The organism is Gordonia sp. CPCC 205515 (genome assembly GCF_048537925.1).
In the GTDB taxonomy this organism is placed as follows: domain Bacteria; phylum Actinomycetota; class Actinomycetes; order Mycobacteriales; family Mycobacteriaceae; genus Gordonia.
The window spans coordinates 68526-84052 of record NZ_JBCLVJ010000023.1 but is presented as its reverse complement, the minus strand read 5'-3'; the positions used below and the strand labels follow the sequence as shown (position 1 = coordinate 84052).

Here is a 15527-nt window from a genome sequence, read left to right as displayed (position 1 = left end):
CGCCCTGAATTGCATTGACGGCGCTCATGGTCGAGGGGTCGACGTGAATATTCTGAGGTGAGATGGGCGCCGTCAATGGAATTCAGGGCGCCGTCAACGCTCTTGAGCCCCACGATCCGACCCACGCGACTCACCCCACGCTCCGGCCCCACGCGACCGGGCGCCGTCAATGGAATTCAGGGCGCTGTCAACGCCGAGGCGGGCGCCGTGGACGGGATCCGGGGCGCTGTCGACGGGGGGTCAGTGTCTGTTGCGCTGCTGCTTGGACCGCTCGTAGACGAGACGCAGCCCCTCGAGGGTGAGGTGACTGTGGTGCACGGTCAGGGTCTCGCATTCGTCGAACATCAGCGGCGCGAGGTAGCCGGTGGCGACGACGGTGACGTCGTCGGAGTCGAAGCCGTTGACGGTGTCACGGACGCGGTCGACGAGGCCGTCGACCTGCCCGGCGAAGCCGTACAGGATGCCCGACTGCAGCGCCTCGACGGTGTTCTTGCCGAGCACACTGCGGGGCGGCATGAGTTCGACGCGCCGCACCGTGACGGTGTGCTCGGAGAGCGCCTGCACGGCCAGGTTCACACCGGGCGCGATTGCGCCGCCGAGGAATTCACCCTTTGCGGAGATCGCATCGACGACGGTGGCGGTACCGAAGGCCACCACGATGCACGGACCCTCTGGGTAGGTGTGGTGCGCGGCAACGCAATTGGCGACGCGGTCGGTGCCCACTTCCTTGGGGTTGTCGACGAGCAACGGAACCCCGGTCCGCACACCGGGTTCGAGCAGCACGTGGTGCTGCCCCGCACCGAAGTACTGCGGCACCATCACCCGCAACTCACGCAGCAGCGACGGCACAGTGGACAGCGCGGCGACGCCGGTGACCTGCTCGATGTCGTCACCGAGCAGGCCGCGGATCATCAACGCCAACTCGTCGGAGGTGAGGTTGGGGTCGGTGTGGATTCGCCAGTCCCGCACCAGCGTGGCGTGGCCGCCGCTGCCGGCGAACACGCCGAAGTGGATGTTGGTGTTCCCCGCTTCGACGGCCAGGAGCATGTCAGACTGCGGCTTCGGCGGGGACGCGCGGATCGAGCAGGCCCGAACCGGACGGCACATCGGCCGGATCGTCGCCGGTGGTCAGGACGCGGTTGTGGTCGTCGACGAAGACCACCGACGGCGAGTACTCGGCTACTTCGGCCTCGTTGAGGATGCCGTAGGCGATGATGATCACCAGATCGCCCGGGTGGACCAGATGCGCTGCCGCACCGTTGATCCCGAGCACTCCGGTCCCGCGTTCACCGGCGATGACGTAGGTCTCGAGTCGCGCTCCGTTGTCGATGTCGACGATGGTGACCTGCTCGCCCTCGAGCAGATCGGCGGCGTCGAGCAGATCTTGGTCAACGGTGACCGAACCGACGTAGTGCAGGTCGGCCTGGGTGACCCGGGCGCGGTGGATCTTTGATGTCATCATGGTGCGAAACATGCGGTGCTCCTGTGTTTTCAGGGTTGGGGTGACGGGCGGGCTGCAGAGTCTTGGGCCGTTACGGGGCCTCGGATAAAGCATTGCGTTCTTCGAGGCTCAGACCGATCGCGACACCGACGTTGTCGATCAGGCGGGCACTGCCGAGTCGGGCGGCGACGAGCAGTCGTCCGCTCCCCTTCTCCGGAGCCTCGTCCAGCGAACGGCCGCACAGAGCCAAGTAATCGAGGGTGATCTCCGGCACAGTGGCCAGAACCTCATGTGCCGCAGCGAGAATGGCATCGCCACCGCTCGGCGCCGCATGCGAACCGGCGGTCAGCGCGGCCGAGAGCGTGGTCGCCAGCGCACGTTGTTCGGGCGTCAGGTAGCGATTGCGCGACGACATCGCGAGCCCGTCCGCCTCTCGCACCGTGGGGACACCGACGATGTCGACGTCGAGATCGAGATCCTCGGCCATCTGGGTGATCAGGACGAGTTGTTGGTAGTCCTTCTCGCCGAAGAACGCGGCGTGCGGGGCAGCGATGTTCAGGAGTTTGGCGACGACGGTGAGCATCCCGGCGAAATGTCCTGGGCGGGCGGCCCCGTCGAGAATGTCGCCGACCGGTCCGGGGGTGATCGTGGTGCGTGGTCCGTGCGGATACATGGCCGTCACGGTCGGGGCGAAGACCAACTCCACGCCCAGCGGCCGCAACAGTTCGAGGTCCGCGTCGAAGGTACGCGGGTAGGCATCGAGGTCCTCGTTGGCACCGAACTGCAAGGGGTTCACGAAGATCGAGACGATGACCACGGTGTTGCCGCGCGCCTTGGCGGCGCGGACCAACTCGAGATGCCCGGCGTGCAGTGCGCCCATGGTCGGCACCAACGCCACCCGCTTACCCGCGCGGCGCAGTGCCGCGCTCACCCGATGCAGCGTCGCCGGATCCCGGTGAACGGTCAGCTCACCTGGTACGTAGGACTTTTCGGACAGTTCTGTGGTCACGACCCCTCCAGGACGTCGAGCAGGTCAGCGGGCGCGTCAGTGCGGGCCGCGGTCCGCGCGGCCAGGACTCGGTAGGCGTCGACGATCGCCACGTCGGGTCGGCCGGACCGTCGGGGCAGGGCGCCGAGCGCGGTGAGATGGTCGGCGACCGCGGTGGCGTCGCCGCGCGCGACCGGCCCGGTCAGGGCAGTCGAGCCCATCTCGAGCACGTTCTGCAGCGATGCGGTGACCAGCGGCCCGAGGATGCGTTCAGCGAGCATGGTGGCGCTGCCGTCGACGGTGGCGGCGTCCCGTCCGGCCGGACCCGCCGATCCCTCGATCGCCGCGTTGAGGGCGGTCACCGCATCGCAGATCAGGGTGATGAGGTGGTTCGCGCCGTGCGCCAGTGCCGCGTGGTAGAGCACCCGGTCGGATTCGGCGATCCGTACCGGCTCGCCGCCCATCTCGAGGACCAGGGACGCCGCGATCGCGAAGCCGACCTCGTCGGCGGCGGTGATCCCGAAGCAGGCGTGCCGCAATCGCGCGGTGTCGTCGTCGGTGCCGACGAAGGTCATCGCCGGATGGATGGCCAACGGCAGCGCCCCCATCGCGGCGAGCGGCGCGAGGACTGCGACGCCTTTCGCGCCGGCGGTGTGCGCGACCAGGGTCTTGAGTCGTAGTGCCCCCGAGGCGGCGATCTCGTCGACGACGCCCGGTAGTTGCGCGTCGGGCACCGCGAGCAGCAACAGTTCGGATCGCGCGACGACCGCAGCGATTCCGAGGATCTCCGAATCGGGCAGGCGTTGTGCGGCGCGACGGCGGGATGCTTCAGATCGTGCGACGACCGCTCCGACGACGTGGCCCGCGCGCTCCAGGGCGGCGCCAAGTGCGGTGCCGACCCGACCGGCGGAGATGACGCCGACCGTCAATCGCGCCGGGGTGGGGAGATTGGAGACACCCGCGAGATACGGGTCCCGGGCAGGACCCGACGAGCCCACGACGGGGCCGAGATCATCGCTCGGTGAGGTCACCGCTGTCCTCCGGGTTGTCCGTTCCAGTCCCGACGAGGTGCGGGTACCAGACGTTGCAGTGCAAGAGTAGGCGCTGCACCCGCGCCGAGGCCATCGGCTGTGACGTTGTTCACCCGGACCAGGAAATCACCCCGACCGGGACATCAGTCCGGCAGGCGCTCAGTCCTCTCGGCGACGACGACCGCTCGAGGCGCCCGCGTCACGCAGCTGACTGAGCAGCTCGGACACCGGCAGGCCCGCCGAGTGTGCGCTCTCGCCGTCGTCGGCCGCACGCCGACGTCGACGACCCGGGATCGACGGCGACTCGTCGCCGGCCGATTCGTGGCGACCCATCGAGCCGTCCGCGTCCTCGACGAGCTCCGAATCCTCCGCATCCTCGTCGGTTCCCCCTTGCGGTTCGTCCGGCGTCGTGGCGGTGGGTTCGACGGCCGCCGATGCCCATTCGTCGGTCGGTGTCTCATCGGTGTGCGGGGCGACGGCGGGGGTGCTGTCGGCCGGGCTGTACTCGACCTCTTCGGCGAACTCCGCGTCCTCGACCTGGTCGGCGACATCGTGGTCGGCGACATCGGAGTCGGGGACATCGTGATCGGGCACATCATGATCGGGGACCGACTCGGTCGCGATCCGGCCGGAGATCGGCACGTCGTCGGTGATCACCGGGATCACCTCGGTCAGTTCGTTGGGGTCCACGTCGGTCGGCAGGTGCCGTCCGGCGTCGGTGGCCGGTGCGGTGGCGGCGAAGTCGCGCGCGGCGAGCATGCTGTCGTCCGGCGTGGTGTAGTGCCCGTAATCGTCGGTGCCACCGATCCCGGAGGCCAACTCCCGTAGCTTTTCGCTGGGCAGCGCGACCCGCGGATCGGGCAGCGACTCGCCCAGCAGCATCTCCAGGCTCGCGCGCAGCGCCATGACCTGGGCCTTCAGCTCGGAGATCTCTTCCCCGGTCTCCGCGCTGACCTCTTTGCGAATGGTCGTCTCGACATCGAGTTCGTACTGCCGGCGCGCGGCGATCTCCCGCTCGAGCTGCAGTTCGTAGACCAGACGCAGATCACGGCTCTTGGACTCGGCGCTCTCGGCCTGGCGACGGAACTTGGTGACGAGGATCGCGCCGATCACGGCGGCCCACAGCGCTGCGATGACCGCAAGCGACCCGGTCACGGACAGCTGGTCGGAGAACACCATGAGGATGCTGGCCACGATCGCCAGCACGATGAGCAGCCCCAGCAGCCACTGTCCCGCCGATCTGCCGGAGCGTCGGGGTTCCTCCGAACGGGCATTTGGGGTCGACATGCCCGTGAAGATACCGGTTCACCGGTCCCAGATCGTCGACCTCAACCGGAGAGTCACGATTTCGCCCGACGACATGAGCTTTCTCACGCGGGCCCGGGATGCCCGTCGCGGCCACCGAGCGCATCATCGGTCGGATCGTCGGGTGCTCGGCAACAGTATTCGAGCCACAGCGCGGCGCCGACGAGCAACACGCCGCCGACCAGTCCGAGTATCGCGCCCGGCCGATCGTGATCGGCTGCGGCGAGGTCGTGTTGGGTCCACAAGAACACCAGGACACCCGCCCACACACCGGTCGCGATGGCACCGAGGATCGCCGACGCCTTGGCCAGCGCCAGCACCCGCGCAGCGGTCAGCGGATGCAGCTGTCCGCGGGCGCGGCCGACGTCCCGGGAGGCGACGCGGGATCGCACGATGAAGGCGATCAGTACCTCGAGCCCGGCGAGAATGTAGAGCACGATCCCCGCGAGCACCGGAACCGCGGGCAGGCTGCCGTAGTTGTAGCGGACCAGAACCCACGCGACGACGCCCACGCCGACGGCGATCAGCGCCAGGTCACGCAGTCGGGTGGGTCCTAGCCCGGGATGTTCGTCGGGCGAGTTCGGCGGGAGTTTCGGTGCGGTCATCGGGACTCCCCGAGGTGCGCGACCGGCCTTACGGCGGCGCGTTCGGCCGGATCGACGCGGTCGAGTGCATCGGCGACGGCGACGGTTCCGTCGGGCGTCCACAGGGTGGCGTCGGGATCGATCTCCAGCCACGGCACCAGAACGAATGCGCGCTCACGTGCCCGGGGATGCGGCAGCAGCAGGTGCGGATCATCGCTGCGCACCGGCTCGCCGTCGATAGTCACGGTGATCACGTCGACGTCGAGAGTTCTTGGTCCCCAACGTAATTCGCGCGTCCGATCGGCGGCCTGCTCCAACTCGGCGCCGATCGAGAGCCACTCGTCGGGACTGTGCCCGCCGTCGACGATCAGGGTGATGTTGTAGAAGTCGTCTTGCTCGACCCCACCCCACGGCGGGGTGGCATACACCGACGACACGGCGACGAGCTCGGCGGCGAACCGGTCGACGACGGTCTGCAGGTGCGCGGTCTTCTCGCCGATGTTGGAGCCGGCCGAAAGCACCGCGCGGCTGACCGCAGAGGTCCGGGTCATCGGGCCCCCATCGACTTCCGCGAGCGGCGGGTCACCACAGCGACGTCCCCGAACTGCAGCGGGATCGGTGCCGACGGTTTGTGTACCGTCACCTCGCAGGCCGCGATCCGCTCGTCGTCCATGATCGCCTCGGCGACTTCCGCCCCCACCGTCTCGATCAGGTTCCGCGGTTCGCCGGCGACGATGTCGTGGGCCTGCTGGGCGAGCTCCCCGTAGTGCACGGTGTCGGCGAGGTCGTCGGTGCTCGCGGCGATCGACAGATCGAGCCACAGGGTGATGTCGATGATGAAGTCCTGGCCGTCGCGTCGCTCGTGCTCGAACACCCCGTGATGTCCGCGCACGACGAGTCCGCGCAGTTCGATCCGATCCGCCATCAGTCCGCCACCACCGGCTGGTCGGAGGCGTCGACCGAACCGCGACGTCCCCCCGTATGCCACGCGGCGGCGACCGCAACCGCGTCCCGGCTGCCCGCCACGTCGTGCACGCGCACCGCCCACGCGCCGTTGGCCGCGGCGAGCGCCGAGATCGCGGCGGTGGCGACCTCGCGGCCGGCGGGCGGACGAAGTTGGTCGCCCTCGTCGGCGAGCAGGGTGCCGAGGAAACGCTTACGGGAGGCCCCGACCAGTACCGGGAAGCCCAATCCGACGATGGTCGGCAAGGCGTGGAGCAACGCCCAGTTGTGTTCGCCGGACTTCGCGAAACCCAGCCCCGGATCGAGGATGATCCGATCGGGATCGACACCGGCGGTCACCGCCGCGTCCACCTGCGCCAACAATTCGCCACTGACCTCGGCCACCACGTCACGGTAACCGCCGACGTCGTCGACGCCGTGGGTGAACCCGTCACCGGCTGGTCGGTCGACTGCGCGCCAGTGCATCAGAATCCAGGGCAGACCGGATTCGGCGACGACGCGCGCCATGTCGGGGTCGGCGCGGCCGCCGGAGACGTCGTTGATGATCGCGGCACCGGCCTCGATGGCTCGGGCGGCGACCGAGGCGCGCATCGTGTCGACCGAGATCGGTACGCCGGTACCGGCCAGACTGCGGATGACCGGCACGACCCGATCGGCCTCCTCGGCGGGATCCACGCGGATCGCACCCGGTCGGGTGGACTCGCCGCCGACGTCGATCAGGTCGGCACCGGCCGCGATGAGCTCGAGCCCGTGGTCGGTCGCGGCGTCGTGGTCGAGATACCGGCCGCCGTCGGAGAACGAGTCGGCGGTGACGTTGATGATGCCCATGACGAGGGTCCGGTCGGCGGGCTCCGTCATCGGAGCGTGCGGGCCGAGGGCCGATGCTCGACGCATAGGGCCGAGGTCAGGTCCGCGAGATCAGGTCGAGGGCTTCGCCGCGCGAGACCGCACTGGTCTTGAACAGGCCGCGGACCGCCGACGTGGTCGTGCGGGCGCCCGGCTTGCGGATGCCGCGCATGGCCATGCACAGGTGTTCGGCCTCGATCACCACGATCACGCCGCGTGGCTGCAACCGCTCGACCATCGCGTCGGCGATCTGGCTGGTCAGCCGCTCCTGCACCTGCGGCCGCTTGGCGTAGAGGTCGACGAGCCGCGCCAGCTTCGACAGGCCGGTGACCTGGCCGGACTCGCCGGGGATGTAGCCGACGTGCGCCACCCCGTGGAAGGACACCAGATGGTGCTCGCAGGTGGAGTACATCGGGATGTCCTTGACCAGTACGAGTTCGTCGTGGTTCTCGTCGAACGTGGTGGCCAGCACCTCGCTCGGATCGACGTAGAGTCCGGCGAACACCTCGCGGTAGGCGTTGGCGACGCGGGAGGGGGTGCGCTGCAACCCTTCCCGATCGGGATCCTCGCCTACCGCGATCAGCAGTTCGCGAACCGCTGCCTCCGCGCGAGCCTGATCGAACTGCCGTCCCGCCATGCTGGTGGCTTGGTCGTCGTCGGCCAGGTCACCCAGCGTCGACTCGCGGTGTTCACTGATGGTCATCGTCGTCTGATCCGTTCTCGTGGCCTGCGGCGGTCAGGACCCGTAACCGTTGCCCGGACCGCCGTTGCGGTGGTCACCGCCGTTGGGGCCGGTGCCGTAATGGCCGTTGCCGTACTCACCGTCGGCCCCATTCGTACCATCCGCCCGGTGGGCGCCATTCCCGTTGGTCCCGTTGGGCGCCTGCGGGTTCTCCCCCTGCGGCGGCCAGCCCGGTGCCGACCAACCGCGTGGTGCGCCGTAATCGGGGCGGGTGCCGCCGGGTGTCGGCTGCCCGGTCGGGCCGCCGTAGGGCTGGTTGCCAGGCGCCGACTGCGGCGGGTAGGCGGGCGGATAGTTCTGTCCGGGAGCCGGATTGGGGTATCCGCCGGGCTGCTGGTGCCCGCCGCCGGGCTGCGGTGCCGGCACGATGGCCGGGCCACCGACGCCGACTGGTTCGGGTGCGGCCGGCTTCGGCGGCGGCCACGGCTCGCCGCGTTCCATGGCGAGTTCACCCGGTGTCTTGACCGGCGGCTTGTCGCTCGGGGTGCGGTCGCCGAACTCGTTGAAGGCGGTGATCCGCGGACGCTTGTTCACCTGCGAGAAGATCTTCTCCAGGTCCTTGCGGGTCAGCGTCTCCTTGTCGAGGAGTTCACTCGCCAGCACGTCGAGGGTGTCACGGTACTCCGACAGGATCGACCACGCCTCGGTGTGCGCGGCCTCGATGAGTCGGCGCACCTCCTCGTCGATCTCGGTGGCCACACCCACCGAATAGTCGGTCTGCGCGCCCATCGACCGGCCCAGGAACGGGTCGCCCTGCTCCTGGCCGTAGCGGACGGCACCCAGCTTGCTGCTCATGCCGTATTCGGTGACCATCGCGCGCGCGATTTTGGTGGCCTGGTCGATGTCCGACGACGCACCGGTCGTCGGCTCGTGGAACACGAGTTCCTCGGCGGCGCGCCCACCCATCGCCATGACCAGCCGCGCGATCATCTCCGACCGGGTCATGAGTTCCTTGTCCTGCTCCGGCACGGCCAGGGCGTGACCGCCGGTGCGCCCGCGCGCCAGGATGGTGACCTTGTAGATCGGATCGAGGTCGGGCATCGCCCACGCCGCGAGGGTGTGGCCACCCTCGTGGTAGGCGACGACCTTCTTCTCGTGCTCACTGATGATGCGGCTCTTGCGCCGCGGACCGCCGATGACCCGGTCGACAGCCTCTTCGAGCATCTCGGCGGTGATCGTCTGCTTGTTCTCGCGGGCGGCCAGCAGAGCACCCTCGTTGACGACGTTGGCCAGGTCGGCGCCACTCATGCCGGGGGTGCGCTTGGCCAGACCGTCGAGGTCGGCGTCGGCGTCGATCGGCTTGCCCTGGGCGTGCACCTTGAGGATGGCGCGACGACCCGCGATGTCGGGGTTGCCGACGGGGATCTGGCGGTCGAAGCGGCCGGGGCGCAGCAACGCCGGGTCGAGGATGTCGGGACGGTTGGTCGCCGCGATCAGGATGACACCCGAGCGGTCGCCGAAGCCGTCCATCTCGACGAGCAGCTGGTTGAGCGTCTGTTCCCGCTCGTCGTGACCGCCGCCGAGGCCGGCGCCACGCTGGCGTCCCACGGCGTCGATCTCGTCGACGAAGATGATGCACGGGCTGTTGTTCTTGGCCTGCTCGAACAGGTCGCGGACGCGCGAGGCACCGACACCGACGAACATCTCGACGAAGTCCGAACCGGAGATGGTGAAGAACGGCACACCGGCCTCACCGGCGACAGCCCGCGCGAGCAGCGTCTTACCGGTACCGGGAGGACCGTAGAGCAGCACACCCTTGGGGATCTTGGCGCCGACGGCCTGGTAGCGGGCCGGGTTCTGCAGAAAGTCCTTGATCTCATACAGCTCTTCGACGGCCTCGTCGGCACCGGCGACGTCGGCGAAGGTGGTCTTGGGCATGTCCTTGGTCAGCTGCTTGGCCTTCGACTTGCCGAAGCCCATGACGCCGCCGCGGCCGCCGCCCTGCATGCGGTTCATCACGAAGAAGAACAGCCCGAACAGCAGCAGCATCGGCAGGATGAAGATCAGGATCTGCAGGAAAGCCGACTGCTCGTTGACGTTGGTCTGGTACGGCGCACCGGTGGTGGTGACCGAGTCGAAGACCTGCTCGCCGGCCGACGCGGGGTACTTGGCGGTGATCTTCGTGACGTCGTCGCCGTCGACCTTGATCGGCTCCTTGAGCTCGATCCGCAGCGTCTGTTCCCGGTCGTCGATGTCGATCCGGCTCGTGTTCTTGACGTTGAGCTGCGTCAACGCGACCGAGGTATCCACGCTCTTGTACTCGCGGCCGCTGTCGCGCATCGCCGTCCAGCCCCAGATGGCGATCACGACCAGCGCCAGGATGGCGAGGTTTCGGAAGAATGACTTACGGTTCATGCCTGTTGGTGGAGGCCGCGGTCGACGTCGTCGACATCACCCACGCCCGAATCCACTGTCCTTCCCGGTTGACGTACTGCTGGCAGTGCCCTGGCGCGCGTGGTTTTCCACGATGCACGCAGGGTTGACTGTGCCGCTCACATGTAGAGGCTACCGGTCAACGAACAGGCAGGGAAAACCGTTCCACCCGACTGCTGCGCTGCTCAGCTCTGGTAGACCGACGGGCGCAGCTTGCCGATGTAGGGCAGATCCCGGTACCGCTCGGCATAGTCGAGGCCGTAGCCGACGACGAACTCGTTGGGGATGTCGAATCCGATGTCGGCGACATCCACCGGCGAGCGCACGGCCTCGGGCTTACGCAGCAGTGTGCACACCTGCAGGCTGCGCGGATTGCGGGTGGCGAGGTTCTTCATCAACCAGGACAGGGTGAGGCCGGAGTCGATGATGTCCTCGACGATGAGGACGTCGCGGCCTTCGATGTCGCGGTCGAGGTCCTTGAGGATGCGGACCACGCCCGAGGACGACGTCGAGGATCCGTAGCTCGAGACCGCCATGAACTCCAGCTGCGACGGGATCGGCAGCGCCCGCGCGAAGTCGGTCATGAACATGACCGCACCCTTGAGGACGCCGATCAGGACGAGGTCCTCCTCGATGTCGGTGTACCGGGCGGCCACCGAATCGGCCAGTTCCCGGGTGCGCTGTCTGATCTGCTCTTCGGTGATCAGGATGGATTCGATGTCGTCGCCGTACGGGTCTGCGGGCTGCACGGGGTCTAGCTTGTCACGGCGGACCCCCGGACATACATCGGCACTCGTCGAATCACCCTTAGGGCTTGTCCCCCGTACGGACTACGACGGGCGATCTCGCAGGGACAAAGAGGTCACACTATGATCACGAATAACAACACGCGTGAACACCTGGCACATTTGTTGCCTCTAAAAAACGAGACTTTGTGAAGGTGAACTTGGCAATGTCGAATCAATTTCGCCGGTGCAAATTTTCGCCCAGCGAAAGAGAATGCAGTTCCCGCGTATTCATCCCCGACTCCCCATAACGGAGCCGACTACCGGAAAAGAAGATGCCCTATGCCCACCGATCGGCGCCACATCTCCCCCCAATGGCAGCTACGCATCCTGGCCGTCATTTCCTTTGTCACCGTGGCCATTACCACGCTCGGAGGGGTCGCGCACGCCGCGCCGACACCGACGAGCCCCGTGCAATTCCGGGTGTCGACCACCGCAAACACTTTGGTTGTCACCGTTGACCACGGAAGTGTAAGCACCGCAGGAGGGAAATTTGCGATCCGTAATCTTGCTGGAGAAACAGTTTTCAGCATGCCGCTGGCCTATAGAAAGGAATACCGTCAGTTCCCGATAGACGCGCACACGTCCGGGAGATCCGCAACATTGATTCCATCGCGCGACGTGTCGCGTTCGGTAGCGGTCGATCCAGCCGGGGTCGACGCCCTGAGAGTCAAGGCCGCGCAGATCGTCGGACCGCAAACCCGACAGCAGCGAGACGACGAGGCGTTGGCTAGATTCAGTGGCGTTCTGGGAGCCGGTTTGACGATTTCGTCCATTGTCGGTACTGCTCTCGGCGCGATCGTCGGCGGTGTCATCGGGTGCATCCCGGGTCTGGTGGCCGCTCTCGCCGGGTGCATACCGGGATTCCTGACCGGCGCGTCGATTGGCTCTGTGGTGGGCTTGATCCTCGGGGGCGGCGGATCACTGGTCGGTGCGGCGATCCAGTACTTCATGACGATCACCTCACCGTTTGTTCCGCAGAAGCGCTGATCTCACACCTTCCCGACGGTCCGCCTCAACGCTCGACGAGGCGGACCGTCAGTCGTGTGTCGACCCGCTGTACGACGCGGCGCACGGTCGGGTCGCCGCCGATCGCCACCTCCGCGCGGGATCGGGCGTCGGTGACGAGCCCATCGACCGCGGAGATGACCCGGTGCGTCGGTTCGGTGGCCCCCGCCTCGAGCAGCCAGCGCCGCAGCACGCGGGTGCGGATCGCGGTCGGCGTTTTCGCAAGTTCCGCGACGTCGAGATCGTCGCCGTGGGCCGCCCGGGCCCGGAGGTCGTCGGCGAGCGCGTCGAGCGCGTCGTTGTCGGCCTGTAGTGCCGCGGCCGTGCGCCCGAGTGCCTCGACCGTGCCGCCGTGCAGCACGTCGTCGAGCAACGGCAGCACCTCGCCCCGCAGTCGGACACGGGTGAACCGTGGGTCACGGTTGTGCGGGTCGTGGTGGGGACGCAACCCGAGTTCGGTGCAAACCTGCAGTGTCCGAGCCCGCCGAACACCGAGAAATGGCCTGCCCCACGGCGCATTCCAGGCACGCATGCCGGCGATCGACCGTGCTCCCGATCCCCGGGCCAAGCCCAGCAGCACCGTCTCGGCCTGATCGTCGACGGTGTGCCCGAGGAGCACCGGCGCCCCGTCGCGGGCGGTGTCGAGCGCGGCGTACCGGGCGGCACGTGCGGCGGCCTCGAGTCCACCGACGGTGCCGACGTCGACGCCGAGCACCTGCGCCCGCGCACCCAACACACGGGCCGCGTCAGCCGCGCCTTCGGCAATGTCGCGCGATCCATCTTGGAGCCGGTGGTCGACGACCAGCGCATGCACCCGCAATCCGGCGCGGACCGCACAGGCGGTGAGCGCCAACGAATCCGGGCCACCCGACAGGGCCACACAGACCTCGTCGCCGACCGCGGGATGCGCGGCGGCGAAGTCCGCGACCGCCCGGGTCAGAGCACTCGTTGCATCCATTTCCGCGGCTCGTCGATTTCGTCCGGCCGCGGCATCGTCTCCGGCGAGGTCCAGATGGTGTTGAACGCCGGCATACCGGCCGCTCCGACCACCTCATCGACGAAGGCCTTACCCCGAATATATTGCGCGAGTTTGGCATCCATTCCGATGAGCGCGCGGATGATGCGCTGCACCGGATTCCGCGGCGCGGTACGTCGCTTGTCAAAGGCCTGGCGAATGGACGCCACCGTCGGAACCTGCTGCGGCCCAACCGCATCCATCACGTGATCGGCGTGTCCCTCGAGGAGGGTGCCGAGCATCATCATGCGGTTGAACGCCTCGTACTGCTCGGGGGTCTGCACCAGTTGCATCGCGCCGACGATCCCCTTCTCGCGCGGTTGGTCGTTGTCGCGCAACGCCGAACTGATGCGACTGACCACCTCGCCGGCGCTTTCGCCGGTGTCGGAGGTGAGCACCTCGAGATTGTCGACCATGTATTGCCGCAACCACGGATTCGCTGAGAACTGCACCCGGTGAGTGACCTCGTGCAGGCAGACCCAGAGCCGAAAGTCGCTGGGCACCACGTGAAGTGCGCGCTCCACTGCGATGATGTTCGGGGTTACCACCATCAGCACACCCGGCTCGCCGGTGTCCGGGTCGGGGGTGAAGGGATCGTACTGCCCGAGAATCGCGCCGGAGAGGAACGCGAGCAGCGCCCCGGCCTGCAGGCCGCCCGCCTTGGCGGCGAGACCGTCGAATCCACCGGGCAGCGGTGCGTCGTCGGCGCCCAGCATCGAGCGCATCGACTGTGCCGCGGCGTCGATCCACTGTTTGCGGTCGAGGATGCGGGTGGTGGGGACGCGCAATCCGTCGGCCAGGCCGGTCACCTCACGCACCGGTGCCTCGGCCCGCGTGGCGGCGTCGGCGAGTTCGGCGCGCGCGAGGTCGAGGGTGTAGTCGGTGGCCTTCGGGCCGGGACGCGCCAGGCGCTTCCCGGTGGCCGAGGCGAGTCCCCAGTCGATGCGGGCACCGATGGATTCGGTTTCGTCGTGCTTGACCTCATTGCTCATCGACAGCCACACTCCCTCAGATCTCCGGCCACGTCGTCGAGGGCGGGCCGGGCGTCCGCCGGCGATGTGCCACCGGACATCAAGGCGAACGACAGGACCCGCCCGTCGACGGTCTGCACTATGCCGGTCAACGAACTCACGCCCGTCAGCGTTCCCGTCTTGGCGCGAACCCACCCGGCACCGGGATTAGTGGTCGGGTCGAAGCGGTCCGCGAGCGTGCCGGTACCGCCGGCGACGGGCAATCCGTCGAGCATGGGGCGCATCAGCGGCTGCGCCGGACCGCTCGCGGCGGCCATCAGCTTGTCCAGCAGCGCCGCAGGCACCTTGTTGGCGTAGGACAGCCCGGACGCGTCACGCAGGGTGACGCCGGTGAGATCGAAACCCTTTTCCCGCAGGACCGATTCGACGGCGTCGACGCCGCCGGCAATGGTCGCCGGGCCGCCGCGCGCCACCGACAACTCCAGGGAGAGCGTTTCGGCAAGCACGTTGTCGCTGTAGCGCATCATGTCGTTGACCCGGGTGACCAGCGGCGCCGACTTCACCGACGCGATCACCTGGCCGGTCGACGGGGCGGTGGTCGTGGTGACGACGGTTGTGACGCCGAGCGCCGTGGCCAGCGCGGCGCCGGCCGCCTCGGCGGGTTGTGCCGAGCGCGGCGAGTACTCGTTGAGGCGGTCCGTGCGGGCGCCGTCGACCATCAGCGACTCGATGGGCGCGATGTCGCCGCCGGCGATGTCCTGACGATCCCAGGTCTGTTCCATCGTCGGCCCGCTGAACGCGCTGGTGTCCACGGCCACCGAGGTGACCGTGGTCCCGGACTTACGGATCTGGGCGGCGAGGTCGGCGATCCGCGGAGCATCGGTGTAGAAGGTGTCGGTCCCGGTCGGCTGCGCCGACAAGGTCGGATCACCGGCACCCTTGAGGATCACCTGGCCGTTGGGTCCGGCCACCACCGTGGTGTCGAGACGTTTGTCGTGCGGCAACGCCAATAGCGCGGCGGCCGCGGTGAGGATCTTGGTGTTCGATGCCGGCGTGCGCGGGGTGGCGGGATCGTCCGACCAGAGGATTGCCCCGGTCAGCGAATCGCTGATCTGGCCGGTGAACTCGCCGAGTTCCGGCGCACGGACGTCACGGGCGATCGCCCGTCGCACGCCCTCCGGCGTGGGTTCGGGTGCAGTCGCGACGACCGGCTGGATCTGCGGGTTCACCGTGATCGCCGCCGGTTGCGGCGGTATGCCGCGCGGTAGGTCGTCGGAGTTGTCGAGTCGCATCGCGATGACCACCGAGCCGGCTGCGATCAGGGCGAGGATGGCGACCGAGATGATCGTCCACACGAGCATGCGGCGAGTCGATCTGCGCCGTGCGCCCACGGATACCTCCGAACGATGTTGGAACTGTGGTGGCGAGGACCACCCGGGGCAACTCCCCCGCACTTGGGTTCCCACAGTATCGTT

At 68.0% G+C, this 15527-nt stretch carries 16 protein-coding genes; 1 reads left to right on the top strand and 15 read right to left on the bottom strand.

All coding sequences use genetic code 11. The annotated features are described in order from the left end of the window. Positions 1 to 240: 240 nt before the first annotated feature. From AAFP30_RS27495 to hpt, 12 genes are all read right to left on the bottom strand, one after another. Complete coding sequence (locus AAFP30_RS27495; RefSeq protein WP_419233237.1) at positions 241 to 1047, bottom strand: type III pantothenate kinase; 807 nt, start codon at positions 1045 to 1047, stop codon at positions 241 to 243. Between the two features lies 1 nt (position 1048). Further along, on the bottom strand, positions 1049 to 1474 hold the full coding sequence (gene panD, locus AAFP30_RS27490) for an aspartate 1-decarboxylase (RefSeq protein ID WP_419233236.1): 426 nt from the start codon (positions 1472 to 1474) through the stop codon (positions 1049 to 1051). Positions 1475 to 1532: 58 nt separating this feature from the next. Continuing rightward, positions 1533 to 2450, bottom strand: coding sequence for a pantoate--beta-alanine ligase (gene panC, locus AAFP30_RS27485; protein ID WP_419233235.1), 918 nt, complete (start codon positions 2448 to 2450; stop codon positions 1533 to 1535). Further along, entirely contained in the window at positions 2447 to 3460 is a 1014-nt protein-coding gene (locus tag AAFP30_RS27480; RefSeq protein ID WP_419233234.1) for a Rossmann-like and DUF2520 domain-containing protein, read from the bottom strand. Before AAFP30_RS27480 ends, panC begins: the two co-directional genes overlap by 4 nt. Positions 3461 to 3619: 159 nt before the next feature. Beyond that, on the bottom strand, positions 3620 to 4747 hold the full coding sequence (locus tag AAFP30_RS27475; RefSeq protein ID WP_419233233.1) for a DUF6779 domain-containing protein: 1128 nt from the start codon (positions 4745 to 4747) through the stop codon (positions 3620 to 3622). 83 nt (positions 4748 to 4830) lie between these two features. Next, positions 4831 to 5370, bottom strand: a complete 540-nt coding sequence (locus AAFP30_RS27470) for a DUF3180 domain-containing protein (protein WP_419233232.1) — start codon at positions 5368 to 5370, stop codon at positions 4831 to 4833. Next, complete coding sequence (gene folK, locus AAFP30_RS27465) at positions 5367 to 5900, bottom strand: 2-amino-4-hydroxy-6-hydroxymethyldihydropteridine diphosphokinase (RefSeq protein ID WP_419233231.1); 534 nt, start codon at positions 5898 to 5900, stop codon at positions 5367 to 5369. Before folK ends, AAFP30_RS27470 begins: the two co-directional genes overlap by 4 nt. Beyond that, positions 5897 to 6274, bottom strand: a complete 378-nt coding sequence (folB, locus tag AAFP30_RS27460; protein WP_419233230.1) for a dihydroneopterin aldolase — start codon at positions 6272 to 6274, stop codon at positions 5897 to 5899. The genes folK and folB overlap by 4 nt, the downstream gene beginning before the upstream one ends. Beyond that, entirely contained in the window at positions 6274 to 7170 is an 897-nt protein-coding gene (folP, locus tag AAFP30_RS27455) for a dihydropteroate synthase (protein ID WP_419233229.1), read from the bottom strand. Before folP ends, folB begins: the two co-directional genes overlap by 1 nt. 46 nt (positions 7171 to 7216) lie before the next feature. Continuing rightward, positions 7217 to 7861, bottom strand: a complete 645-nt coding sequence (gene folE / locus AAFP30_RS27450) for a GTP cyclohydrolase I FolE (protein WP_419233228.1) — start codon at positions 7859 to 7861, stop codon at positions 7217 to 7219. 33 nt (positions 7862 to 7894) lie between these two features. Continuing rightward, on the bottom strand, positions 7895 to 10255 hold the full coding sequence (gene ftsH, locus AAFP30_RS27445; RefSeq protein ID WP_419233227.1) for an ATP-dependent zinc metalloprotease FtsH: 2361 nt from the start codon (positions 10253 to 10255) through the stop codon (positions 7895 to 7897). A gap of 203 nt (positions 10256 to 10458) precedes the next feature. After that, positions 10459 to 11022 carry a hypoxanthine phosphoribosyltransferase gene (hpt, locus tag AAFP30_RS27440; RefSeq protein ID WP_419233226.1) on the bottom strand — a complete coding sequence of 188 codons (564 nt, stop codon included), beginning with the start codon at positions 11020 to 11022 and terminating at the stop codon, positions 10459 to 10461. Positions 11023 to 11340: 318 nt separating this feature from the next. Between hpt and AAFP30_RS27435 the strand changes: the two genes are divergently transcribed. Further along, positions 11341 to 12048 carry a glycine zipper family protein gene (locus AAFP30_RS27435; RefSeq protein ID WP_419233225.1) on the top strand — a complete coding sequence of 236 codons (708 nt, stop codon included), beginning with the start codon at positions 11341 to 11343 and terminating at the stop codon, positions 12046 to 12048. A 25-nt stretch (positions 12049 to 12073) separates the two neighbouring features. Here the strand turns inward: AAFP30_RS27435 and tilS are convergent, their stop codons facing one another. From tilS to dacB, 3 genes are read right to left on the bottom strand one after another with little or no spacing between them, the layout of a single operon-like run. Then, positions 12074 to 13024 carry a tRNA lysidine(34) synthetase TilS gene (tilS, locus tag AAFP30_RS27430; protein ID WP_419233224.1) on the bottom strand — a complete coding sequence of 317 codons (951 nt, stop codon included), beginning with the start codon at positions 13022 to 13024 and terminating at the stop codon, positions 12074 to 12076. Next, a complete protein-coding gene (locus AAFP30_RS27425) occupies positions 13003 to 14073 on the bottom strand; it encodes a zinc-dependent metalloprotease (protein WP_419233223.1) in 1071 nt (356 codons plus the stop codon). The genes tilS and AAFP30_RS27425 overlap by 22 nt, the downstream gene beginning before the upstream one ends. After that, positions 14070 to 15413: a D-alanyl-D-alanine carboxypeptidase/D-alanyl-D-alanine-endopeptidase gene (gene dacB, locus AAFP30_RS27420; protein WP_419233222.1), complete on the bottom strand. Its 1344-nt coding sequence runs from the start codon at positions 15411 to 15413 to the stop codon at positions 14070 to 14072. Before dacB ends, AAFP30_RS27425 begins: the two co-directional genes overlap by 4 nt. Between the last annotated feature and the right edge of the window lie 114 nt (positions 15414 to 15527).